The sequence below is a fragment of the Alcaligenes sp. 13f genome, assembly GCF_020496585.1.
Lineage (GTDB): Bacteria > Pseudomonadota > Gammaproteobacteria > Burkholderiales > Burkholderiaceae_B > Alcaligenes > Alcaligenes phenolicus.
This window is the reverse complement of the sequence record NZ_JAHKKC010000016.1, coordinates 1-22,028: the sequence shown is the minus strand read 5'-3', so window position 1 is coordinate 22,028 and position 22,028 is coordinate 1. Positions and strand designations below refer to the sequence as shown.

The 22,028-nt window shown below is 56.6% G+C and carries 24 protein-coding genes; 19 read left to right on the top strand and 5 right to left on the bottom strand.

The window, feature by feature from the left end:
* The first annotated feature begins 80 nt into the window (after positions 1-80).
* Positions 81-986: a cysteine synthase CysM gene (gene cysM, locus KOE80_RS14085; protein WP_009456005.1), complete on the top strand. Its 906-nt coding sequence runs from the start codon at positions 81-83 to the stop codon at positions 984-986.
* On the opposite strand, the gene mltB is transcribed toward cysM, so the two are convergent.
* Positions 983-2,176: a lytic murein transglycosylase B gene (gene mltB / locus KOE80_RS14080; protein WP_226349386.1), complete on the bottom strand. Its 1,194-nt coding sequence runs from the start codon at positions 2,174-2,176 to the stop codon at positions 983-985. The genes cysM and mltB overlap by 4 nt on opposite strands.
* Before the next feature lie 11 nt (positions 2,177-2,187).
* Between mltB and KOE80_RS14075 the strand changes: the two genes are divergently transcribed.
* The 6 genes from KOE80_RS14075 to KOE80_RS14050 all read left to right on the top strand — a co-directional run bounded on the left by KOE80_RS14075 (position 2,188) and on the right by KOE80_RS14050 (position 8,032).
* Positions 2,188-3,111 carry a histone deacetylase family protein gene (locus tag KOE80_RS14075; protein WP_026482964.1) on the top strand — a complete coding sequence of 308 codons (924 nt, stop codon included), beginning with the start codon at positions 2,188-2,190 and terminating at the stop codon, positions 3,109-3,111.
* Positions 3,112-3,196: 85 nt separating this feature from the next.
* The gene (locus KOE80_RS14070) at positions 3,197-3,946 is read left to right on the top strand and encodes an electron transfer flavoprotein subunit beta/FixA family protein (RefSeq protein WP_009456000.1); all 750 of its coding nucleotides are present in this window, start codon (positions 3,197-3,199) and stop codon (positions 3,944-3,946) included.
* Positions 3,947-4,876: an electron transfer flavoprotein subunit alpha/FixB family protein gene (locus KOE80_RS14065; RefSeq protein ID WP_026482963.1), complete on the top strand. Its 930-nt coding sequence runs from the start codon at positions 3,947-3,949 to the stop codon at positions 4,874-4,876.
* A gap of 108 nt (positions 4,877-4,984) precedes the next feature.
* On the top strand, positions 4,985-6,802 hold the full coding sequence (locus KOE80_RS14060; RefSeq protein WP_060185276.1) for an acyl-CoA dehydrogenase: 1,818 nt from the start codon (positions 4,985-4,987) through the stop codon (positions 6,800-6,802).
* 186 nt (positions 6,803-6,988) lie between these two features.
* Positions 6,989-7,630 (top strand): peroxiredoxin, encoded by a 642-nt coding sequence (locus KOE80_RS14055; protein WP_009455994.1) that lies wholly within the window; start codon positions 6,989-6,991, stop codon positions 7,628-7,630.
* A 207-nt stretch (positions 7,631-7,837) separates the two neighbouring features.
* Positions 7,838-8,032 (top strand): hypothetical protein, encoded by a 195-nt coding sequence (locus KOE80_RS14050; protein WP_226349385.1) that lies wholly within the window; start codon positions 7,838-7,840, stop codon positions 8,030-8,032.
* Positions 8,033-8,063: 31 nt separating this feature from the next.
* On the opposite strand, the gene KOE80_RS14045 is transcribed toward KOE80_RS14050, so the two are convergent.
* Both KOE80_RS14045 and KOE80_RS14040 read right to left on the bottom strand, forming a co-directional pair.
* Positions 8,064-8,834, bottom strand: a complete 771-nt coding sequence (locus tag KOE80_RS14045) for a biotin/lipoate A/B protein ligase family protein (protein ID WP_035272697.1) — start codon at positions 8,832-8,834, stop codon at positions 8,064-8,066.
* Positions 8,831-9,106: a lipoate protein ligase C-terminal domain-containing protein gene (locus tag KOE80_RS14040; RefSeq protein ID WP_035272700.1), complete on the bottom strand. Its 276-nt coding sequence runs from the start codon at positions 9,104-9,106 to the stop codon at positions 8,831-8,833. The genes KOE80_RS14045 and KOE80_RS14040 overlap by 4 nt, the downstream gene beginning before the upstream one ends.
* Positions 9,107-9,378: 272 nt before the next feature.
* On the opposite strand from KOE80_RS14040, the gene rplS reads away from it, so the two are divergent.
* Together rplS and KOE80_RS14030 are read left to right on the top strand one after the other, a co-directional pair.
* Positions 9,379-9,753, top strand: a complete 375-nt coding sequence (gene rplS, locus KOE80_RS14035; protein ID WP_003799181.1) for a 50S ribosomal protein L19 — start codon at positions 9,379-9,381, stop codon at positions 9,751-9,753.
* Positions 9,754-9,906: 153 nt separating this feature from the next.
* A complete protein-coding gene (locus KOE80_RS14030) occupies positions 9,907-10,578 on the top strand; it encodes an NUDIX hydrolase (RefSeq protein WP_052159464.1) in 672 nt (223 codons plus the stop codon).
* A gap of 78 nt (positions 10,579-10,656) precedes the next feature.
* Here KOE80_RS14030 and rsgA read toward each other — a convergent pair whose 3' ends face one another.
* Positions 10,657-11,556, bottom strand: a complete 900-nt coding sequence (gene rsgA / locus KOE80_RS14025) for a ribosome small subunit-dependent GTPase A (protein WP_115633857.1) — start codon at positions 11,554-11,556, stop codon at positions 10,657-10,659.
* Positions 11,553-12,800 carry a M48 family metallopeptidase gene (locus KOE80_RS14020; RefSeq protein ID WP_226349384.1) on the bottom strand — a complete coding sequence of 416 codons (1,248 nt, stop codon included), beginning with the start codon at positions 12,798-12,800 and terminating at the stop codon, positions 11,553-11,555. Before KOE80_RS14020 ends, rsgA begins: the two co-directional genes overlap by 4 nt.
* A gap of 43 nt (positions 12,801-12,843) precedes the next feature.
* On the opposite strand from KOE80_RS14020, the gene orn reads away from it, so the two are divergent.
* The 10 genes from orn to paaK all read left to right on the top strand — a co-directional run bounded on the left by orn (position 12,844) and on the right by paaK (position 21,816).
* Positions 12,844-13,389 (top strand): oligoribonuclease, encoded by a 546-nt coding sequence (gene orn / locus KOE80_RS14015; protein ID WP_009455985.1) that lies wholly within the window; start codon positions 12,844-12,846, stop codon positions 13,387-13,389.
* A gap of 286 nt (positions 13,390-13,675) precedes the next feature.
* Positions 13,676-14,668: a 1,2-phenylacetyl-CoA epoxidase subunit PaaA gene (paaA, locus tag KOE80_RS14010; protein ID WP_009455984.1), complete on the top strand. Its 993-nt coding sequence runs from the start codon at positions 13,676-13,678 to the stop codon at positions 14,666-14,668.
* A gap of 94 nt (positions 14,669-14,762) precedes the next feature.
* Entirely contained in the window at positions 14,763-15,047 is a 285-nt protein-coding gene (paaB, locus tag KOE80_RS14005) for a 1,2-phenylacetyl-CoA epoxidase subunit PaaB (protein ID WP_003799192.1), read from the top strand.
* An 8-nt stretch (positions 15,048-15,055) separates the two neighbouring features.
* Positions 15,056-15,820: a 1,2-phenylacetyl-CoA epoxidase subunit PaaC gene (paaC, locus tag KOE80_RS14000; RefSeq protein ID WP_035272706.1), complete on the top strand. Its 765-nt coding sequence runs from the start codon at positions 15,056-15,058 to the stop codon at positions 15,818-15,820.
* A gap of 5 nt (positions 15,821-15,825) precedes the next feature.
* The gene (gene paaD / locus KOE80_RS13995; protein WP_060185316.1) at positions 15,826-16,326 is read left to right on the top strand and encodes a 1,2-phenylacetyl-CoA epoxidase subunit PaaD; all 501 of its coding nucleotides are present in this window, start codon (positions 15,826-15,828) and stop codon (positions 16,324-16,326) included.
* 4 nt (positions 16,327-16,330) lie between these two features.
* On the top strand, positions 16,331-17,413 hold the full coding sequence (gene paaE / locus KOE80_RS13990; RefSeq protein ID WP_009455981.1) for a 1,2-phenylacetyl-CoA epoxidase subunit PaaE: 1,083 nt from the start codon (positions 16,331-16,333) through the stop codon (positions 17,411-17,413).
* Positions 17,414-17,496: 83 nt separating this feature from the next.
* Positions 17,497-19,161: a phenylacetic acid degradation protein PaaN gene (gene paaN, locus KOE80_RS13985; RefSeq protein ID WP_115633854.1), complete on the top strand. Its 1,665-nt coding sequence runs from the start codon at positions 17,497-17,499 to the stop codon at positions 19,159-19,161.
* Between the two features lie 14 nt (positions 19,162-19,175).
* A complete protein-coding gene (gene paaG / locus KOE80_RS13980; RefSeq protein WP_009455980.1) occupies positions 19,176-19,967 on the top strand; it encodes a 2-(1,2-epoxy-1,2-dihydrophenyl)acetyl-CoA isomerase PaaG in 792 nt (263 codons plus the stop codon).
* Entirely contained in the window at positions 19,967-20,428 is a 462-nt protein-coding gene (gene paaI / locus KOE80_RS13975; RefSeq protein ID WP_009455979.1) for a hydroxyphenylacetyl-CoA thioesterase PaaI, read from the top strand. The genes paaG and paaI overlap by 1 nt, the downstream gene beginning before the upstream one ends.
* A 74-nt stretch (positions 20,429-20,502) precedes the next feature.
* Positions 20,503-21,816, top strand: coding sequence for a phenylacetate--CoA ligase PaaK (gene paaK / locus KOE80_RS13970; protein ID WP_009455971.1), 1,314 nt, complete (start codon positions 20,503-20,505; stop codon positions 21,814-21,816).
* Positions 21,817-22,028: the final 212 nt, after the last annotated feature.

Genomic DNA, 22,028 nt, shown 5'->3' with positions numbered 1-22,028 from the left:
TTAAGCTAGTAGTTTGTTTAGTCTGCATGGGCAGTCAGTGCGAGCTGGCTGCCTTCTTGCTCAAGGTAAGAGATTGATCGATGAAAAACTATCCCACCATTGAAGATACCGTTGGCCAAACCCCCTTGGTTCGCTTGCAGCGTATTCCAGGCGAGTTTGGGCAGGCACGCGGTAATGTCGTGTTGGCCAAGCTGGAAGGTAATAACCCTGCCGGTTCGGTGAAAGACCGTGCTGCCAGTTCCATGATTCAAGAGGCCGAGCGCCGCGGTGATATCAAGCCGGGAGACACCTTGATCGAGGCCACCAGTGGCAATACTGGTATTGCCCTGGCCATGATTGCGGCCGTGCGTGGCTACAAAATGATTTTGATCATGCCCGATAACCTGTCGCTGGAGCGACGTGCTTCCATGACAGCCTATGGCGCGAAGTTGATTCTGACGCCTGCGGATCAAGGCGGTATGGAATATGCCCGTGATCTGGCGTTGAAGATGCAGGCTGAAGGGCAGGGCAAGGTGCTGGATCAGTTTGCCAACAAGGATAATCCAGCGGCGCACGTGCATAGCACCGGCCCGGAAATCTGGCAGCAAACCGATGGTCAGGTCACTCACTTTGTCAGCGCCATGGGCACGACGGGCACCATCATGGGTGTGGGTAATTACTTGCGCAGCCAGAACAGCGGCATAGTGGTGGTGGGGGCTCAGCCTGCACCAGGGGCGCAAATTGCCGGCATTCGTAAATGGCCAGAAGAGTATCTGCCCAAAATTTACGACCCCTCCAAAGTGGATATGTTCGAGGAAATTGGCCAGCAAGAGGCCGAGATCATGACGCGCCGTATGGCCGCTGAAGAGGGGATCTGTGCCGGTATTTCGTCCGGCGGTGCCTTGGTGGCTGCCATGCGCGTTGCTCAGCGCGTAGAAAACGCCACGATCGTTTTTATTGTGTGTGACCGTGGCGACCGTTACCTGTCTACCGGCATCTTTAATTAATTAGGGTTGCCGTAGCCCATTTGTTTGGCCAGTTCGGAAGCCAGATCGGCGACCGAGCTGGCATAAAAGTAACTGCGGTTGTAATGGGTAATGGCAAAGAAGTTGGGCGTGCCCAGGCGATACTCGGTGGTATTGCGTGGCTCGTCCACCAGGTTCACTACACCTAATTGAGCCTGCTGCCAGGGGCCTGCGTTCTGGCTCTGACCTTTCACCGTCGCACCGGCATTATTCAATTGTGCCCAACTAAGTTTGGGATAAATGCCGCCGTCCACCATCGCTTTACTTGCGTTGCTCAATTCGACCGGAGCGAAAACCGGCAGGCCGGGTTCCCAGCCGTGTGCACGCAAGAAGTTGGCAATCGACGCCATGGCATCGGCTGGGTTATTGCGCAGATCAATACGGCCATCTCCATCGCCATCGACGGCATAGCGTATCAAGCTGCCGGGCATGAATTGAGACATACCCATGGCGCCTGCGAACGAGCCTTGAACAATCCGTGCGTCCAGCTCGCCTTGATAATGCAATTCGATCAGGTCCGCTAATTGATCACGGAACAACTGACCACGCTCGGGACGGCTGTCATCCGGATAGGCAAAGCCCAGCGTAAACAAGGCATCCAGCACTTTGAAGTCGCCCATGATTTTGCCGTAGACGGTTTCCACGCCCAGGATGGCCACAATAATAGAGGGCGGTACACCATAGTCTTTGGAAATCTGGTCCAAGGCCAGGCGATGTTTTTGCCAGAACTGGACGCCACCTTGGATGCGGGCCGGGTCTACATTGCGTTTTTTATACGTTACCCAACTGCGCTTGATGCGCCCTTTGGTGGGGCGCATTAATTTGGCGGCGGTCTCGTTATATTGAGCTTGCTGCAACATATCGGTGACGACATCCAGCGGGATCTTGCGTACTGTCGCCACTTCCTGGGCGTAGCTCGCAATCTCATCGTTTAATTCACCGTTTAATTTAAAAAATTGTGTCCGACCAGAGCGAGATTCACCGGCCTGAATGGACGCGGGTTCGGCCAAAGCCTTGATTTCGACGGTGCCGGTTTTTTTTGCCGAGGTCTGGAAAGCCGCGCCGCTGCTGGGTTTGGTGTCCGTGGTCGGAGCTTGGGAAGTGGTTGTGGCGCAGCCGGCAGTGCTCAGCGCGATCAGTACTGCTTGCAAAATTCGAGTGGGTCTGAACATAATCCATCCTCATGGAGACACTATATTTTATCCATCCATCATGCCATTTGCATGAGATGGGCCGATGGCATCCGGAAAGTCCGCAGCGACTGGATGCCATAAACGATCAACTGCTATCAAGCGGTCTGGCATCCTATCTGGCTCAGCGACAGGCAAGGCTGGCGACGGATGAGGATATCTTGCGGGTACACGATGCCGCTTATGTGCAAAAGCTCAAAGAGCAATTGCCGCAGCAGGGGTATTTCAATATCGATCCGGACACCTTGATGAATCCGCACACTCTGGAAGCAGCCTACGCCGCTGCCGGAGCGGGCCTGGATGCGGTCGATGGCGTCATGAACGAAGGGGCGACGGGCGCATTTTGTGCGGTACGACCTCCCGGTCATCATGCCGAGCGGGCGCGGGCGATGGGGTTTTGTTTTTTTAACAATATCGCTGTGGCCGTGGCCTATGCGATGGAAAAATATGGCCTCAAGCGTGTGCTGATCGTGGATTTTGATGTGCATCACGGCAATGGAACCGAGCAGATTTTTGCCGGCGACGAGCGGGTTCTGATGTGCAGTTTCTTTCAGTCCCCGTTTTTTCCTGATTCCTTTCAGGACCCGGCGGCGCAAAACATGGTAAATATACCGGTTGAGGCCTACACCAAGTCTGCTCAGATTATCGATCTGTTCAAACAGGTTTGTTTGCCCCGCATAGAGGCGTTTGCCCCTGAAATTGTCTTCTTCTCGGCCGGCTTTGATGCCCACCGTGAAGATGAAATGGGACAGCTCAGCTTGGTTGAGGCCGATTATGCGGAATTGACCGCTATGGTGGTCCAGGCCAGTGCGCCTAGTGCCGGACAACGTCTGGTCAGTATGCTGGAAGGGGGGTACGATCCCTCGTCCCTGGGGCGCAGCGTGGTGGCTCACATCAAGGCCTTCGCCGGGCTTTAGGCGAGTGGCTTCGGGCTTTGGAATTCTTCTAAAGCCTTATTTCAACAGAATAATTTTTATTTAAGACTGCACTGGAGAACATTACATGAAGGTGTTAGTACCCGTGAAACGCGTAGTTGACTATAACGTCAAGGTGCGCGTGAAATCTGACCAAACCGGGGTGGACATTGCCAATGTGAAAATGTCCATGAACCCCTTTGACGAAATCGCTGTCGAAGAGGCCACTCGCCTCAAAGAAAGCGGTGCAGCCACTGAAGTGATCGCTCTTTCTTGCGGCGTTGCACAAAGCCAGGAAACGCTGCGCACGGCCTTGGCCATTGGTGCGGATCGGGCCACCCTGGTGCAAACCGACGCTGAATTGCAGCCCTTGGCCGTGGCCAAGCTGATCAAGGCCGTGGTGGACAAAGAGCAGCCTCAGCTCGTGATCCTGGGCAAACAGGCGATCGACGACGACGCTAACCAGACTGGTCAGATGCTGGCTGCCTTGCTGGACTGGCCACAAGCCACTTTTGCCAGCAAAGTTGAAGTTTCGGGCGACAGCGTGTCGGTCACTCGCGAAGTGGACGGCGGTCTGGAAACACTGAAACTGAGCCTGCCCGCTGTGATCACCACCGACCTGCGCCTGAACGAGCCTCGTTACGTGACACTGCCCAACATCATGAAGGCCAAGAAAAAGCCTTTGGAAACCCTGACTCCCGAAGAGCTGGGCATTGATGTGGCTCCTCGTATCAAAACTCTGAAAGTGACTGAGCCTCCAGCTCGTGCTGCCGGCATTATGGTGCCCGATGTTGCCACACTGGTCGAGAAACTGAAGAACGAAGCGAAGGTGATTTAAATGGCTATCCTTGTTATTGCCGAGCACGACAATCAGCAGCTGAAGGCTGCAACGCTCAACGCCCTGGCTGCCGCTCAGAAGATCGGCGGTGATGTGCATGTTCTGGTCGCAGGTAACCAGGCTGCTGGCGTGGCCCAGGCGGCTGCCAAGGCTCAGGGTGTCAGCAAAGTCCTGTTGGCCGATGGTCCTGCATTGGCTGAAGGACTGGCCGAGAACGTGGCTGCCCAAGTGCTGGCCATCGCCTCCAATTACAGCCACATCCTGTTCCCGGCAACCGCTTCGGGCAAGAACATTGCCCCTCGCGTTGCGGCCAAGCTGGATGTTGCCCAAGTGTCGGACATTTTGTCCGTGGAGTCGGCGGATACCTTCACCCGTCCTATTTATGCCGGTAATGCTGTGGCGACCGTTCAGTCCAGCGATGCCGTTAAAGTGATCACCGTGCGTACCACCGCTTTTGACGCTGTGGCCGCTGAAGGTGGTAGCGCCGCTGTTGAAGAGCTGAGCGCCGTGGCTGATTCGGGCCGTTCTACGTTCGTCAGCCGTGAAGTGGCCAAGAGCGACCGTCCTGAGCTGGCGGGTGCCGGTGTGGTCGTGTCCGGTGGTCGCGGTATGGGCAGCGCCGAAAACTTCAAATTGCTGGACGGTCTGGCTGACAAGCTGGGTGCCGCACTGGGTGCTTCGCGCGCTGCAGTGGACGCCGGCTATGCTCCGAACGACTGGCAGGTGGGTCAGACAGGCAAGATCGTGGCTCCTCAGCTGTACGTGGCCGTGGGTATTTCCGGTGCCATCCAGCACTTGGCTGGCATGAAAGACTCCAAGGTTATCGTGGCGATCAACAAAGATCCCGAAGCGCCTATTTTTGGCGTGGCCGACTACGGTTTGGTCGCGGATCTGTTTGAAGCTGTGCCTGAGTTAGAAAAAGCGCTCTAAGCGCCCATCGGCCTGCTGGGGACTTCTCCAGCAGGCTTTTTTTCAGTGCGTATATCCTAGGGGCCTGATTGTGGCTTCGGTCCTTTTTGTTTCTGTGTAGGAGTGTTCATGACGTATCGTGTACCCACCCAAGACATCCGCTTTGCACTTACAGAGCTGGCTGATCTACCTGGTGTGCTGGAATTGCCTGGCTTTGAGGATTTCTCGGCCGAGTTGATCGATGCCATTATTGATGAGAACGCCCGCTTCGTTGAGCAGGAAGTAGCACCTTTGAACCGCGCCGGTGATCAGAATGGCGCCAAGTGGAATGATGGTGTGGTCACCACCACACCCGGCTTCAAGAAAGCCTTTGAAGAATTTGCAAAAGCTGGCTGGCAGGGTTTGCAGCACGAAGCCGAACTGGGTGGCCAAGGCTTGCCCAAGCTGATCGGCGCCGTGGCATGTGAAAACATCAATGCTGCCAACCTGGCTTTTTCCCTGTGTCCTTTGCTGACCGACGGCGTGATCGAAGCCGTGTCCATGGTTGGCTCGGAAGAACAGAAACAACGTTTCCTGCCTCCTTTGCTGGAAGGCCGCTGGACCGGCACCATGAACTTGACCGAGCCTCAGGCCGGTTCGGATCTGGCCCAGGTTGCCAGCCGTGCTGTTCCTCAGGATGACGGCAGCTACCGCATCAGCGGTCAAAAGATTTTCATCACCTACGGTGAGCACGATATGGCCGAGAACATCGTCCATCTGGTGCTGGCCCGTACGCCTGATGCACCTGCCGGTGTGAAAGGGATCTCGCTTTTCATCGTGCCCAAGTTCATGGTGAACGACGATGGCTCCCTGGGTGCCCGTAACGACGTCTGGTGTGCTTCGCTGGAGCACAAGCTGGGCATCCACGGTAGCCCAACCGCTGTGCTGCTGTACGGCTCGGGCAAGGGTGATGTGGGCGAGGGTGCCGTCGGCTACCTGGTCGGCAAGGAAAACGAAGGCCTGAAGTACATGTTCATCATGATGAACGCGGCCCGTTACGCGGTGGGCGTGCAAGGTATCGCCGTGGCCGAACGTGCATTCCAGCAGGCTCTTGAATACGCCAACGAGCGTGTGCAGGGTGCGCCTCTGACTGGCGGCAAGGCCGTGTCGATTGCCCATCACCCCGACGTGCAGCGCATGCTGGTGCAAATGCGTGCTCTGACGGAAGGCTCCCGTGCCTTGGCTTACTTTGCTGCCGGTGTGAACGACAAGGCGCGTCACAGTGCTGACGAAAATGCCCGCAAGCGCTACCAGGCCCTGTACGAGTTCCTGGTGCCTGTGGTCAAGGGTTTCAGCACTGAAATGTCCCTGGAAGTGACTTCCCTGGGCGTGCAGGTGCACGGTGGTATGGGCTTTATCGAGGAAACTGGTGCGGCCCAGCATTACCGCGACTCGCGCATTCTGCCTATCTACGAAGGGACAACCGCGATTCAGGCCAATGACTTCATCGGTCGCAAGGTTCTGCGTGATGCCGGCGCTGTGATCCAGGGTCTGGCTCCCGAGTTGGGCGCAACTGTTGCCAAGCTGCGTGAACGTGCGGCTCAAGGCGGTGATCACAAAGCTGCCTTGACCTTGATTGCCGATCGTCTGGAAGCCGGTGTGAAGAGCGTGGAACGCGCTGCCATGTTCACTCTGATGAACGCTCAGAAAGACCTGCCTGCCGTGTTCCTGGGCAGCGTGCCATTCTTGATGCTGTCCGGCTATGTGCTGACTGGCTGGCAAATGGCCCGTGCCGCTTTGGCTGCGGAGAAAGCATTGAGCGAAGGCAGTCAGGATCCATTCCTGCGCCGCAAGCTCTCGACCAGCGTGTTCTTTGCCAGCCACTTGCTGCCACGTGCCGGTGCCTTGGCACAGTCCGTAGCGGATGGTGTGGAGTTGACTCCTTACCTGTCGACTGAGCTGCTGTAACTCGATCAGCCCCAAGGCATGAAGGCCCGCGCAGCTTCTTTGGCTGCCGGGCCTTTTTTGGGTATATTGATATAACGTTTAATTATTTGAAACGTACTCTTTATACTGACAAAATCATCTGACTAGTCCTGATTATTTAAGTCGGTGATCTCCTGATCGCGGCTGCATTTCGAAAAGAGGAACGTAATGGCTACACTTCGTCTGGGTGACCTGGCCCCTGATTTTGAACAAAAATCCTCCGCTGGCACCATCAAGTTTCACGAGTTCTTGGGTAATAGCTGGGGCGTTCTGTTCTCCCACCCAGCCGACTTTACGCCTGTGTGCACCACCGAACTGGGTTACACCGCCAAGCTGGCGGATGAGTTCGCCAAGCGCGGCGTGAAAGTGATTGCCGTTTCCGTTGACGACGTTGATTCCCACGGCAAGTGGATTGATGACATCAACGAAACTCAAAAAACCACCGTTAACTTCCCTATCCTGGCTGATGCTGACCGCAAGGTGTCGGATCTGTACGATATGATCCACCCCAACGCCAGCACCACCGTGACAGTGCGTTCGGTGTTCATCATCGACCCGGCCAAGAAAGTGCGTCTGATCATCACTTACCCAGCCAGCACGGGCCGCAACTTCAACGAAATCCTGCGCGTGATCGATTCCCTGCAACTGACCGACAGCCACAGCGTGGCCACGCCAGTGAACTGGGAAGACGGCGACGACGTGATCATCGTTCCCAGCCTGAAAGATCCGGAAGTTCTGAAGCAGAAATTCCCCAAAGGCTACACCGAGATCCGTCCTTACCTGCGTGTGACGCCTCAGCCTAACAAGTAATCGCCACTTGGCCTTTAGGCTCAGTCAGAAAGCCCTCCTGCTTATGGCACGAGGGCTTTTTTGTGGGTACAGCCTTTCCAGGTAGACGGCTCTCGCTTGGGCTCAGCGCATCAGTGGACAAGGCGCAACATCAGCGCAGGTACTAATTGCACTCAATGCTGGTTTTAAGTACAGTACTGTATAAGAAAACAGTAAACGGAGTTAGCCATGTCCAGTCCGAGCCGTCATTACCGTCCTCAAGCCACTCCACGTTTCCGTGGCCCTGTCCGTTCCGCGGCCTCGTCCAGTCCATTTACCAAGCCTCTGTCTTTCAGGGCCAAGGTCATGGATGTATGTTTGGTTGCCGTGTGGGGTGCCAGTATTCCTGGCTTGTTGTGGTTGGGCAGCATGGGCGGGTTTTAAGGCCACGCCCTTGTGCTGTTCCAAGGGGCGATCAGGGCACCAGTTGTGTCCAGTCGTTTGACAGGAAACGGTCGCGTGCCAGTTTTTCGGCCTGCTCCAGTGTGGGTGTTTCCAGTGTGCGGGGTTGAAGTGCCGTCTTTTTGCGGAACACGTCCAGCATGGCTTCAATCACAGCCTCGCGGCTCATGCCGGTTTGACTGCGGATAGGGTCCACGCGTTTCTTGGCGCTGGTGGTGCCTTTATCCGAGAGCTTTTCTTTGCCAATGCGCAAGACTTCCAGCATCTTGTCAGCATCAATGTCGTAGGCCATGGTCACATGGTGCAAGACAGCATTGCCACGGCGTGCTTGTGCGGCACCGCCAATTTTTCCACCGGCGCTGGTAATGTCGTTCAGCGGTTGGTACCAGGCATCAATACCAATTTCGCGCAGGGCTTCGATCACCCAGGAATCCAGAAACTCGTAGGACTCCTGAAACGTCATGCCGGCTACAAACTGCTTGGGTACGCTGAGCGAATACGTTATGGTGTTGCCTGGCTCGATGAACATGGCACCACCGCCACTGATACGGCGCACGACGCGTATACCGTGACGGGCAGCTGCCTCGGCTTCAATTTCATTGCGCAAGGACTGGAAACGCCCAATCACCACCGCCGCTTCCTGCCACTCCCAGATGCGCAGGGTGGGGGCGCGGGTGCCTTCACTGACTTCCTGGGTGATGATTTCATCCAGGGCCATATGCAGGGCAGCGGGTTGCGGCTCCATATGGACCAGTTCCCAAGGCAACTCGTTCCAGCTCATCATGCCAAGGCCCTCCGCACGACCACGCCAATGGCTTGCGGGTCCAGACCGAACATTTCAATGTCCTTGGGCAGGGCGCGGCTAACGTGAGCCGCAATTTCTTCGGCACTGCTGTTGACGGACAGACCCTGCAGGGCCTGGTTGATCAGGCTCAGTGCTTCGGGGGGTTCCAGAAAAAAGTCGCCGCTCAATCGTGCTTGTTCGATCATATGGTCTTTGACATCCAGATCGATCACGACCAGCTTGCCGCCAGGGACTTTGTATTCAGCATGCATAGACTGTGTCCTTTGATAAGGTCGGCCCCTTTTTGCCAAGGGGAGGGCGAAGCGAGTAAATTTCCGCCTTTGCTGCGTTTAATACGGGGGCACCGTGCCCAAAGTGTCGTATTTTAGCGTAGTTAAACGCCGGGAAACGACGCTGCGATCAGTCAAAAAGCTTGGTAATTCAGGCTTTTTGCTGATAGAATCATGGGCTAATCATTTTTTCATCCTCTGTCAGCGCGATTTTTATAATGTGTGTGGCTGATACGATGGTTTTGGAGTCAATCGTGGATTTGATCGCTATTCTTGAGCAAGAAGAAATCCAGCGCCTGACCGGTGGCAAGCTGCCTCCCGAGTTCGGTCCTGGTGACACTGTTGTTGTGAACGTAAACGTGGTTGAAGGTACGCGTAAGCGTGTCCAGGCTTACGAAGGCGTGGTTATCGGCCGTCGCAATCGTGGTCTGAACTCTTCTTTCATCGTTCGCAAGATTTCTTCGGGCGAAGCTGTTGAGCGTACATTCCAGCTGTATTCCCCTCAGATCGCCAGCATCGAAGTCAAGCGTCGTGGCGCTGTGCGTCGTGCTAAACTGTACTATCTGCGCGATCGCTCGGGTAAAGCCGCTCGCATCAAAGAAAAACTCGTTCGTCGTTCGGGTAACTAATTCCCAAGCGAACAGCGATGCAAAGGCACCCAGGCGGGTGCCTTTGTTTTTATGTGGGATCACATACCAGTTCTTATGGATAAGCCTCGTATCAGGCCCGTTATCGTTCCTGGATTCGACCCTCGCAGCCAGCCTCTGGTTGCATTAGATTCTTTGCCTGAATTGCCTGCTCAGGCCCAGCAACTGGATTTTCTGCGTAGCGCTTTTGCCCAGCCCATACAGTGGCAGGTCGAGCCTTTGTTTCGCAGCTCCTTTTATCCAGAGTTTTTGCCCGGTTCCATGAATGTGCGCTCCGCCGTCTGTATTGGCGTGATGCAGCGCCCCGAAGGGCCCACCGTCATTTTTACGCGTCGGGCCATGCACCTGCACAATCATGCGGGGCAGATCAGTTTTCCCGGTGGTCGTATTGAAGCCTCGGATCTGGGGCCGGTCGAAGCCGCCTTGCGTGAAACCCAGGAAGAGATCGGCATCGAGCCGCGCTTTGTGCGTTATCTGGGTCAGCATCCTATTTTTGTAACCAGTACCCAGTTTGCGATGCGCCCCATTATTGGCGAGCTGCAAGAGGGTTTTCAGGTGTTGCCCGATAGCTCTGAAGTGGCCGAGGTCTTTGAAGTGCCCTTGTCGGTCCTGCTGGACCCGCAGCGTCATCAATTGCATCACGCCGATTTGCCGGACGGGGCAGGGCGTTACTACTTCTCCATCCCTTGGGGGCCGTACTTTATCTGGGGTGCTACGGCGGTCTTGATCCGTAATCTTTACCACCACTTGTCGGCTGCCTGGGTGCAGTTGTCTGCCGGTGGGGATACTCACGCCAAAGGCCTGTAATCAGGCCTGACAGGCGGGCGCTTTGCAGCGTATCCCACCTTCACAAAAAAGGGGCGTTTTGCTTTGCCCCTTGTTCCCTTAATAGCGTGGCTTGTTTTCGTGCTCGGCCAGCAAACGCTGGTATAGCGCGTGCCGTTCAGGGTGAATGCTGCCTGCTTCGATGGCCGCCAGCACGCCACAGCCCGGTTCATGCCTGTGGGTGCAGTTATAAAAGCGGCAGGACTCCACCGCTTTTCGGAAATCGGGGAAGCCGTGCGCAATATCTTCCTGTGTCATATGCGACAGGCCAAAGGCTTGAAAGCCGGGGCTGTCGATCAGGTCGCCGCTATTGGGCAGGTGATACAGGCGGGTGCTGGTGGTTGTGTGTCGGCCCGCCCCCAAGGCTTGCGAGTATTCCTGGGTCAGCGCGCCGGCATCGGGGACCAGGGCATTGAGCAGGGTGGATTTACCCATGCCACTTTGCCCCAGCAGCAATGTGCGCTTGTTCGCCAGCCAGGGAGCCAGGGCTTCCCGTGTCTGTTCTGGCTCCAGCGCCACCATTTCCAGAATAGGGACGCCCAGGGCGGCGATAGGGGCCAGCTTGGTGCGTGCCCGTTCCAGGTGGGTGCTTAGATCGGCCTTGTTCAGAATAATCACCGGCTCAATATCCACACTCCAGGCCGCGACCAGGGCACGCCCCAGCAGGTCTTCGGAGTACACGGGTTCCGGTGCCACCACAATCAGAAGCTGATCAATATTGGCGGCAAACTGCTTGGTGCGGAAGTCGTCAGAGCGATACAGCAGATTGCGCCGTTCCTGCACCGCCTCAATAGAGCCTTCCCCTTTGGCTTGCATCAACACATCGACTTGATCGCCCACTGCAATCCCGGCTTTTTTTCCACGAGGGAAGCACTTGATCGTTTCGCCATCAGGCAGTTCGACAAAGTAGTGACGACCGTGGGCGGCGGTCACCAGACCGCTAATGTATTTAGATGTCATGCCAGGCTTTTCAGGTGTCGAATGCGATCAATCGCGTTGGGGTGGCTATCGTAAAAGGCAGAGTGCATAGGGTCGGGCGTCAAGGTTGCGGCATTGTCGTTATAGAGCTTGAGCAAGGCGCTGATCAAGTCCTGGGCCTGGCTGTGCAGGGCGGCAAAGCTGTCGGCCTGATATTCGTCCCGGCGCGAGAGCAGGGCGCTCAAGGGGCCCATCCAGAAGGTGAAGGTAGGCACCACCATAAAGAACAGGATCAGGGCCAGGGCGTCGTTGGGGCGACCTAACTGGGGAATCACGCCCAGCCCGGTATAAAAGCCCACCTTGCCCCAGGCCCAGCCGGCCAGCAGAAAAAAGATCAGGGATGTGAATACGCTGATCAGCAGACGGCGTTGGATATGGCGATGCTTGAAGTGGCCCAGCTCATGCGCCAGCACGGCTTCCACTTCTTCGGGCTGCAGCTTGTTCAGCAAGGTATCAAAAAACACGATGCGCTTTTGGCGACCCAGGCCGGTGAAGTACGCATTGCCATGGGCGGAGCGGCGCGAGCCATCCATCACATACAAGCCATTGGTTTGAAAGCCGCAACGCTGCGCCAGGGCATTGATGCGTTCACGCAGGCTGGCATCTTCCAGTGGTTTGAAGGTATTGAAAATGGGGGCGATAACGCGCGGGTACAGCCACAGCACCAGCAGATTGAAAACCAGCCACAGACCCCAGCCGTACCAGGGCCATGAAGGGCCTGCCCAATCCATCAGACTGAGCAGGGCGGCACACAAGGGTGTACCCAGAATCAGGACGATGATCAGAGTTTTGGCGGTATCGGCAAAGAACAGGGCAGGCTTCATGCGGTTAAAACCAAAGCGCGCTTCCAGTACAAACTTGCGATACCAGGCAAAAGGCAGGCCCACGACACCCATAATCGCCAGGACAGCGCCAATCAGGGTTAGCTGACGCAGCAGTTCATGACTGATCCAGTAGCCCAGCGTGACATCCAGCCATTGCAGACCGCCCAGCAGCGTAAAGCCCAGCAAGACCAGGGCCTCTACCAGACGCTCGCTTAAACCCAGCCGGGTGCGTGCGATGGTGTAGCGTGCCGCACGTTGATGGCTATGCAGGCCAATGCGTTCGGAAAACTCGGCCGGCACCTCGTTCTGATGACGATAAACGTGCCGGATCTGCCGCAGGCCTAAATAAAAGCGCAGCAAAACGTCTGCAAGCAGAAAGATAATGAACAACAAAGTCAGCATGTAGGCGGCTATATGTAAAATGGGCGTTTTGAGGAATGATTATATGGCGGTTCATACACAGCGTCTGGTCTGGCTCGATATGGAGATGACAGGACTGGATCCGGACAAAGAGCGCATCATCGAAGTTGCGGTCGTGGTAACAGAAGCAGACTTGACTCTGGTGGCGGAAGGCCCGGTTCTGGTGGTTCATCAAAGCAATGCATTGCTCGATGGGATGGACGCCTGGAACAAGGGTACGCATGGCCGTAGCGGCCTGATCGACAAGGTCAAAGCCTCTACCCTGACCGAAGCGCAAGCCGAGGATCAGTTGCTGGAATTCCTGAAAGAGCACGTACCGGCTGGCAAGTCGCCCCTGTGTGGCAACACCATCAGCCAGGACCGTCGTTTCATGTACCGCTACATGCCTCGTCTGGAGGCTTTCTTCCACTATCGCAATCTGGATGTCAGCACTCTGAAAGAACTGGCTTTGCGTTGGAAGCCTGAAGTGGTTAAAAGTTTCGTCAAGCAAAGCCGCCACGAGGCCTTGGCCGATATTTACGAGTCCATTGACGAGCTGAAACACTACCGCGAGCACTTCATCCGTCTGTAAACGGGAAGGGCAGGCAGGGCGGAAGGGATGCGGGTCCCAGCAAGGTTCGTGAGCGTGCTGCAGCTGTAGGCGGGGACACATTGGCAGGATCAAAACCGAGGATAGCGATTTGTCGCACCTCGGTTTTTTTACGTCTAAGTATTTACCCTTAAAGTATCTGCTTCAAGGCCATATGATACGGTTTTACGATTGACATCACATTTTTCGTATTAAATAATGAAGTGTATATGGTTTGCGTCGAAACAAATTTGTTTGGGCGCTTTCTGCACTCTTACCGGGGATGGTCATGTATGCACAACTTGTAGAGACAGGCGTCAAGCAGGTCCAGGATATCGAGCAGATGTCCGACGAAGAGCGTCGGTTCCAAGAGCGCATCGATGAGGGTGTCCGCATCGAAGCCAGGGACTGGATGCCCGAAGCCTATCGCAAAACCTTGGTTCGCCAGATTTCTCAGCACGCACACTCCGAGGTTGTCGGGATGCTGCCCGAAGGTAACTGGATTACCCGCGCCCCTTCGCTCAAGCGCAAAGCCATCTTGATGGCCAAGGTGCAGGACGAGGCCGGTCACGGTCTGTACCTGTACAGCGCGGCCGAAACGCTGGGCGTAAGCCGTGACAAGCTGGTCGACGATCTGCTGTCGGGCAAAGCCAAGTACTCCAGTATTTTTAACTACCCAACATTGAACTGGGCTGATATCGGCATGATCGGCTGGCTGGTCGATGGCTCGGCCATCATCAACCAGATTCCGCTGTGCCGCTGCTCCTACGGTCCTTATGCCCGTGCCATGGTGCGCGTGTGCAAGGAAGAGTCCTTCCACCAGCGCCAGGGTTACGACTTGCTGATTCAGATGTGCCTGCACGGTACGCCGGAGCAAAAGGCCATGGTTCAGGATTCCATCAACCGCTGGTGGTGGCCTGCCCTGATGATGTTCGGTCCTTCGGATGCGGACTCCACCAACAGCGCCCAGTCCATGCAGTGGAAGATCAAGCTGTTCTCCAACGACGAACTGCGCCAGAAGATGGTGGACCAGACCGTGCCTCAGGCCGAGTACCTGGGTCTGACCATTCCTGACCCTGATCTGCGCTGGAACGAAGAGCGCGGTCACTATGACTTTGGCGAGATCGACTGGGAAGAATTCTGGGCGGTGATCAAGGGTAATGGTCCCTGTAATCGTGAGCGACTCGAAGCCCGAGTCCAGGCCCACGAGAACGGCGCCTGGTTCCGTGATGCACTGGATGCACATGCCCAAAAGCAGGAAGCCGTCCGCAAGGTGGCCTGATCAAGAAGGCTAGGAAACCAGCACGGTTTCTGATTCGATCCGATTCGCAGCAGGCGCTTTGACAGCGCCGCTGCACAGCAAGGAATTTTCAGTTATGAGCAAGAACGATTGGCCCCTGTGGGAAGTTTTCATTCGCAGCCAGCATGGCTTGGCCCACAAGCACGTAGGCAGCCTGCATGCTCCGGACGCCGAAATGGCCATCAACAATGCCCGTGATGTTTACACCCGCCGTAACGAAGGCGTGAGCATCTGGGTCGTACGTGCAGCTGATATCGCTGCTTCCAGCCCTGGTGACAAAGGCCCGCTGTTCGAGCCATCCAACACCAAGGTCTACCGTCACCCTACGTTTTTCCCCATGCCTGACGGCATCAATATGTAGGAACTGGTATGGACAAAGCTTTGTTTTCCTACGCCCTGCGCATGGGCGATTCCACCCTGGTGCTGGCTCAGCGCCTGGGTGAGTGGACTGGCCACGGCCCGGCTCTGGAAGAAGAACTGGCCTGTGCCAATACGGCACTGGACTTGCTGGGTCAGGCCCGTATGTGGCTGACACTGGCAGGTGAGACCGAAGGTCAGGGCCGGGACGAAGATCGTCTGGCCTATCACCGAGACGTCCACGAGTACACCAACTACTTGTTGGTGGAGCGTGAGAATGGTCACTACGGCGACACGCTGGCACGTCAGTTCCTGTTTGATGCCTGGCATTGCTTCCTGCTGGAGCAGTTGATCGAATCCAGCGACGAGCAGATTCGCGAGATTGCCCAGAAGGCACATAAAGAAGTGCTGTATCACCTGCGCCGCTCGACCGACTTGATCGTGCGCCTGGGTGATGGCACCCCGGAAAGCCACAAGCGCATGCAAAAAGCCATTGATGATGCCTGGTTCTACCTGGGTGAGCTGTTCCTGGATGACGAGGTCACTGAGGAACTGGCTCAGCGTCAGGCTGTGCCTTTGATGGCCAGCCTGTGGCAGCCTTGCCTGGAGTACATCCAGAATGCGCTGGAGCGCGCCACCTTGCGTTGCCCGGCCGAGCAGGATGCTCAGCACAAGGCCTACCGTGGTGGTCCGCAAGGCCGTCACACGGAAGCGTTAGGGTTTCTGTTGGCAGAAATGCAGCACCTGCCACGTATGTATCCTGACGCCACTTGGTGATCGCCATGACACAGACCTGGAGCACCGAGCAGGTCATGCAAGTGCTGGCCACGGTTCCAGATCCGGAGATCCCCGTGATCTCCTTGCTGGACCTGGGCATTGTGCGTGACGTGAGTTGGGAGCAGGACGTGTGTGTGGTCACCATCACACCGACCTACTCCGGTTGTCCGGCGATGTACGAAATGAGCCACTCGATTGAACAGGCCTTGCAACAGGCCGGTATCGAGCAGGTTCGGGTGGATACCAAGTTGTCACCGGCCTGGACGACCGATTGGATGAGCGAGCAGGGCAAGCTGGCCTTGCGCGACTACGGTATCGCTCCTCCGGCCCAAAGTGCGGTTGATATTTCTGGTTTGCTGCGTCAGCCCGAGGCGCCCGTGGTGGCCTGTCCTCAATGCAGCTCCACGCATACACGGGTGATCAGCCAGTTTGGCTCCACACCCTGTAAAGCGCTGTATCGCTGCATCAGCTGCGGTGAACCATTCGATTACTTTAAGGCGCATTAGTCCTATGAGTCAGTTTTATTCTCTTCCTGTGGCCTCGGTCTCCCGCAGCACCCGCGACGCCGTGGTGGTGGCCTTTACCGTGCCCGAGGATTTGCAGGATGTGTTTCAGTTTCGTCCCGGTCAGTACCTGACCTTGCGCACTCACCTGGATGGCCAGGAATTGCGCCGCTCCTACTCGATCTGTGCGGCTCCGCACGATCGGTTGCTGCGCGTGGCGATCAAGCGTGTGAATGATGGCGCTTTCTCCACCTGGGCCAATAGCCATCTGGAAGCGGGCGCCACTCTGGAAGTGATGCCGCCTGATGGCAACTTCACCGTGGACTTTGATCCCAGCCAGGCTCACCGTTACGCCGCCTTTGCGGTCGGTAGCGGCATTACACCGATTCTGTCGCTGGTAAAAACCGCGCTGGATACCGAGCCCAAGTCCACTTTCACGCTGTTTTTCGGTAACCGTGCTTCCTCGGCCATCATGTTCCGCGAAGAGATCGAGGACCTGAAAAACACCTATATGGAACGTTTCTCCATCGTGTATATCATGAGCCGGGAAACGCAGGATATCGACCTGTTCAACGGCCGTCTGGATGGCGAAAAAGTGCGTCAGCTGATGCAGCAATGGTTTGATCCAGCCAGTGTGGACGTGGCCTTTGTGTGTGGCCCCCAGGACATGAGCGAGCAGGTGGTTGCGGCCTTGCAGGAAAACGGCCTGGAAAAATCCCAGATCAAGTTCGAGCTGTTCGGCGCTCCCAAAGGCCCACGTGCACTGCGTACGGGCGAAGAGTCGCGCAAGGCTCCGGGCAAGGAAGAGTGCGAGCTGACCGTGATTCAGGACGGCATTACCCGCAACCTGACTATCAGCAAAAGCAACAGCAGCATTCTGGACGCGGCACTGGAGCAAGGGCTGGAGTTGCCTTACTCCTGTAAAGGTGGGGTTTGTTCTACCTGCCGTTGCAAAGTGGTAGAGGGCGAAGTGGACATGGACGCCAACTTTGCATTGGAAGATTACGAAGTCGCCCGCGGTTTCGTGCTCAGTTGCCAAAGCTTTCCGGTTACCGACCGGGTGGTGATTGACTTCGATCAGGAAACCTAAGACCGCAGCAACATAGCGGTTTTTCAAGAATCTGGACGCCAGCTTCCCAGCTTGGCGTCCTACTAGTTTCAGGAGCACATTGTATGGCAGCAGATTTTTTCAAGACGCATCAGGCAACACTGGATCAGGCTTTGAGCAGTATTCTGGAGCGCAACTTCTGGAGCGCTTATCCTGAAAATCCCAGCCCGCGCGCCTACGGTGAAACCGCGGCTCAGGATGGTCAGGCTGCTTTTGAAGCCTACCGTGGCAAAGCCTTTCCCTTGACGCTGGAAGGCGCACAAGGTGAAGTCGGCAACGAGCAATCGCCTTTTGGTTTTGATCTGGGCATTAGCTACCCCAAAGTGCCGGTGGACCAATTGCTGGCTCAGTCGCAACTGGCGTTGGACAGCTGGCGCGATGCTGGCCCGCAAGCCTGGGTTGGCATTTGCCTGGAAATCCTGCATCGCTTGAATCAGCGCAGCTTCGAGATCGCTCATGCTGTGCAGCACACCACGGGTCAGGGCTTCATGATGGCCTTCCAGGCCGGTGGCCCTCACGCTCAGGAACGTGCGCTGGAAGCCGTGGCCTATGCCTGGCAGGAAATGTCCCGTATCCCCGGTCTGGTTGACTGGATCAAGCCCCAGGGCAAGCACGATCCCATCCAGATGAAGAAACAGTTCAAAGTCGTGCCCCGTGGCATTGGTCTGGTGATTGGTTGCTCCACCTTCCCGACCTGGAACGGTTACCCCGGTCTGTTTGCCTCGCTGGCAACCGGTAACACCGTAATTGTGAAGCCGCACCCTGGCGCGATTCTGCCTTTGGCCATTACCGTTGCTGTCGCCCGCGAAGTGCTGGCCGAAGCCGGCTTCAATCCTAATGTGGTCTTGCTGGCCGCTCACGAGCCATCGGAAGACACCGCCCAGCAACTGGCACTGAACAAGGCCGTCAAGCTGATCGACTTTACCGGCAGCAGCCAGAACGGTAACTGGTTGGAAGAAAATGCTCGCCATGCCTTGGTCTACACCGAAAAAGCCGGTGTGAACCAGGTCATTATTGATTCGGTTGAGGATTTCAAGGCGGTTGCCCGCAACCTGGCGTTCTCCTTTGCGCTGTACTCCGGCCAGATGTGTACCGCCCCTCAAAACATTTACGTGCCTCGTGACGGTATCCGTACTGCCGATGGCGTGATGAGCTTTGACGAAGTGGCTCAAGGTCTGGCCCAGGCAGTGCAAAAGCTGGTGTCCGATCCGGCCCGTGCCGTTGAAATTACGGGTGCTGTACAAAATGAAGCCTGCGCACAACGCATTGATCAGGCTCGCCAACTGGGCATGCCTATCCTGGCTGACAGCCAGACGCTGGAACACCCCGCATTTCCCGGTGCCCGCGTACGTACACCGCTGGTCTTGCAGGCAAGTGTGGATCAGCCCGAGATTCAACAAGAATGGTTTGGCCCCATCGTTTTTGTGGTGCAAACCGATTCGACCGAGCAAAGCATTGAAGTGGCAGGTCGCAACGTGATCGAGCACGGCGCACTGACCTTGTCGGCTTACAGCACCGATGATGCCGTGACCGCCAAGATTCAGCGCATGGCCGAGCGTTCCGGCGTATCCCTGTCCCTGAACCTGACCGGCGCTGTGTTCATCAACCAGACCGCAGCCTATAGCGACTTCCACGGCACTGGCGCCAACCCGGCTGCCAACGCATCCCTGTCGGATTCGGCCTATGTTGCTAACCGCTTCCGTGTCGTTCAGACTCGCTGGCATTTCTAAAGGAGGGTGGCCAGGTGACTGACCAAAGTATTCAATTTCAGCTGGAAAATGGCGTAGCACGCATTACCTTGAATCGTCCCGACAAGCTCAACAGCTTCACGGCCGATATGCACGGCGAGCTGGCTCAGGCTCTGGATAAAGTGGAACAGTGCGCGGATCTGCGTGTGCTGATTCTGACCGGTAATGGCCGTGGCTTTTGCGCCGGCCAGGACCTGTCCGAGCGTCAGATGAGCGCGGGCGATGCCCCCGTGGATCTGGGTGCCACCATTGAAAAATTCTACGCACCGCTGGTGCGCCGTCTGCGTGCGCTGGCGGCCCCTGTGGTGGTGGGTGTCAATGGTGTGGCCGCCGGTGCTGGCGCGAACCTGGCTCTGGCCGGCGACATCGTGATCGCCACTCGTTCGGCCAGCTTTATCCAGCCATTCTGCCGCCTGGGCTTGCTGCCTGACACTGGCGGTACCTTCTTCCTGCCTCGTCTGGTGGGCACGGCACGCGCGATGGGCCTGTCTTTGCTGGGTGACAAGCTCTCGGCCGAGCAGGCAGCGCAGTGGGGCCTGATCTGGGAATGCGTGGACGATGACGCTTTCCAGGCTCGCCTGAACGAACTGGCTGCCCATTTTGCGCAGGCACCGACCAAAGGTCTGGCTTACGCCAAGAAAGCGATTTATGCCAGTGATGCCCATTCGCTTGATCAACAGTTGGATCTGGAGCGCGACTTGATGCGTGAACTGGGTGCATCCGAGGATTACCGCGAGGGTGTTAATGCATTCCTGGGCAAGCGTGCCCCCCAATTTAAAGGAAAGTAATGCAAAGCAACGCAATGGCTGTTGAAGACCCACAAGCACTGGCCGAGCAGGTCAGTGACCATATGTATGGCAATGACCAGGCATCTCAGGCTTTGGGCCTGAGCCTGGATAGCGTGGCACCGGGCAAGGCCGACATGAGCATGACGGTGCGCGCCGACATGCTCAACGGGCACAAGACCTGTCACGGTGGTTTCATTTTTGCGTTGGCTGACAGCACCTTTGCGTTTGCCTGCAATTCTCGCAATGCACCGACTGTTGCGTCCGGCTGCACTATCGATTACCTGGCTCCTGCCTTTGAAGGGGACGTCCTGACCGCTCGTGCGGTCGAGGCCTCCCTGGCCGGTCGCACCGGGGTGTATGACATCGAGGTGGTCAACCAGAACAACAAGCGCGTTGCCTTGTTCCGTGGGCGCTCGTACCGGCTGAATGGCACGGTACTGGGCGGGATTGAAAAAAAATAATTTTTTGACGATACATACCCTGTAGACCCGGGGGGGTCGGAAGTACCACACCAGCGGCAGGGCAGGAGTACACCATGACAGCAATTAAAGAACAGGTTGGCCGCGATGCCATCGAGCATGCAAGTGTTGACGAAATCCGCAACTTGCAACTGGAGCGTCTGAAATGGACGCTAAAGCATGCTTACGAGAATGTGCCGCACTATCGGCAGAAATTTGACGAAGCGGGCGTGCACCCCGACGACTTGAAGCAGTTGTCGGACATTTCCAAGTTCCCTTTCACGACCAAGCAGGACCTGCGCGACAACTACCCCTTCAAGATGTTTGCGGTTCCCCGTGAACAGGTAGCACGCGTGCATGCTTCCAGTGGCACCACGGGCAAGCCAACCGTGGTGGGCTATACCGCCAATGACATCTCCACCTGGGCCGATCTGTTTGCCCGTTCCATGTGGGCGGCCGGTGCCCGCCCCGGTGATATTGCCCACGTGGCTTACGGCTACGGCCTGTTCACTGGCGGTCTGGGTGCGCACTACGGTGCCGAGCGCCTGGGTTGTACTGTGGTTCCCATGTCCGGTGGCCAGACTGAAAAACAAGTTCAGCTGATTCAGGATTTCCGTCCCGACGTGATTCTGGTTACCCCTTCGTACTTCTGCAATATCGTCGAAGAGATCGAGCGTCAGGGGATGGACCCCCGCGATACCTCCTTGCGTATCGGTATTTTTGGTGCCGAGCCCTGGACCGGCCAGATGCGTCTGGATATTGAGCAGCGCGCTGGCATCGACGCCGTGGACATCTACGGTCTGTCCGAAGTGATGGGCCCGGGCGTGGCCATGGAGTGTGTGGAAAGCAAGGACGGCCCAGTGGTATGGGAAGACCATTTCTACCCCGAAATCATCAACCCTGAAACCGGCGAGCCTGTGGCCGAGGGTGAAAGTGGTGAACTGGTCTTTACCTCGCTGAGCAAGGAAGCCATGCCCGTCATTCGCTACCGCACTCGCGACCTGACACAACTGTTGCCGCCCACTTCGCGCAGCATGCGCCGTATTGGCAAGATTACGGGCCGCAGCGACGATATGGTCATTGTGCGTGGCGTGAACCTGTTCCCGACCCAGGTCGAAGAACTGGTTCTGAAGATGCCCGAGCTGGCCGCCCAGTATCAGTTGGTATTGAGCCGTAACGGCAATATGGACGAACTGGAAATTCTGGTTGAAGTGCGTCCCGAGTTCAATCACCTGAACGACGCCGAGCGTGAGCAAATGGCCCGTCGTCTGAGCCACTCCATCAAGACCTTTATCGGTGTCAGCGCACGAATTCGTGTGCAGTCCTCCGGCATGGTCGAGCGTACCGTGACGGGCAAAGCCAAACGTGTGATCGACAAGCGCGCGTTCTAAGTCTGGCGGATTGACGTCAAAAAACGGCTCTGCTCTGGCAGGGCCGTCAGACTGCTGATAAACCCCTGGTTTTGCGCCCTGGGGTTTATTTTTTTGTTCTCCCGCCCAGGCGATGAGGTGTCGCTCACGATTCTACGGTTTTCGGTCGATCAGGCCTCAGATCACACCATCAGGCCGTTTGCGGGCCGGGGGCAAGCTCGCAGGCGCGTGAA

Bases quoted from the DNA above. Each gene is read 5' to 3' on its own strand.
- cysM (WP_009456005.1), top strand. From the start codon at position 81: ATGAAAAACTATCCCACCATTGAAGATACCGTTGGCCAAACCCCCTTG.
- mltB (WP_226349386.1), bottom strand. From the start codon at position 2,176: ATGTTCAGACCCACTCGAATTTTGCAAGCAGTACTGATCGCGCTGAGC.
- KOE80_RS14075 (WP_026482964.1), top strand. From the start codon at position 2,188: ATGGAGACACTATATTTTATCCATCCATCATGCCATTTGCATGAGATG.
- KOE80_RS14070 (WP_009456000.1), top strand. From the start codon at position 3,197: ATGAAGGTGTTAGTACCCGTGAAACGCGTAGTTGACTATAACGTCAAG.
- KOE80_RS14065 (WP_026482963.1), top strand. From the start codon at position 3,947: ATGGCTATCCTTGTTATTGCCGAGCACGACAATCAGCAGCTGAAGGCT.
- KOE80_RS14060 (WP_060185276.1), top strand. From the start codon at position 4,985: ATGACGTATCGTGTACCCACCCAAGACATCCGCTTTGCACTTACAGAG.
- KOE80_RS14055 (WP_009455994.1), top strand. From the start codon at position 6,989: ATGGCTACACTTCGTCTGGGTGACCTGGCCCCTGATTTTGAACAAAAA.
- KOE80_RS14050 (WP_226349385.1), top strand. From the start codon at position 7,838: ATGTCCAGTCCGAGCCGTCATTACCGTCCTCAAGCCACTCCACGTTTC.
- KOE80_RS14045 (WP_035272697.1), bottom strand. From the start codon at position 8,834: ATGATGAGCTGGAACGAGTTGCCTTGGGAACTGGTCCATATGGAGCCG.
- KOE80_RS14040 (WP_035272700.1), bottom strand. From the start codon at position 9,106: ATGCATGCTGAATACAAAGTCCCTGGCGGCAAGCTGGTCGTGATCGAT.
- rsgA (WP_115633857.1), bottom strand. From the start codon at position 11,556: ATGACATCTAAATACATTAGCGGTCTGGTGACCGCCGCCCACGGTCGT.
- KOE80_RS14020 (WP_226349384.1), bottom strand. From the start codon at position 12,800: ATGCTGACTTTGTTGTTCATTATCTTTCTGCTTGCAGACGTTTTGCTG.
- orn (WP_009455985.1), top strand. From the start codon at position 12,844: ATGGCGGTTCATACACAGCGTCTGGTCTGGCTCGATATGGAGATGACA.
- paaA (WP_009455984.1), top strand. From the start codon at position 13,676: ATGTATGCACAACTTGTAGAGACAGGCGTCAAGCAGGTCCAGGATATC.
- paaB (WP_003799192.1), top strand. From the start codon at position 14,763: ATGAGCAAGAACGATTGGCCCCTGTGGGAAGTTTTCATTCGCAGCCAG.
- paaC (WP_035272706.1), top strand. From the start codon at position 15,056: ATGGACAAAGCTTTGTTTTCCTACGCCCTGCGCATGGGCGATTCCACC.
- paaD (WP_060185316.1), top strand. From the start codon at position 15,826: ATGACACAGACCTGGAGCACCGAGCAGGTCATGCAAGTGCTGGCCACG.
- paaE (WP_009455981.1), top strand. From the start codon at position 16,331: ATGAGTCAGTTTTATTCTCTTCCTGTGGCCTCGGTCTCCCGCAGCACC.
- paaN (WP_115633854.1), top strand. From the start codon at position 17,497: ATGGCAGCAGATTTTTTCAAGACGCATCAGGCAACACTGGATCAGGCT.
- paaI (WP_009455979.1), top strand. From the start codon at position 19,967: ATGCAAAGCAACGCAATGGCTGTTGAAGACCCACAAGCACTGGCCGAG.
- paaK (WP_009455971.1), top strand. From the start codon at position 20,503: ATGACAGCAATTAAAGAACAGGTTGGCCGCGATGCCATCGAGCATGCA.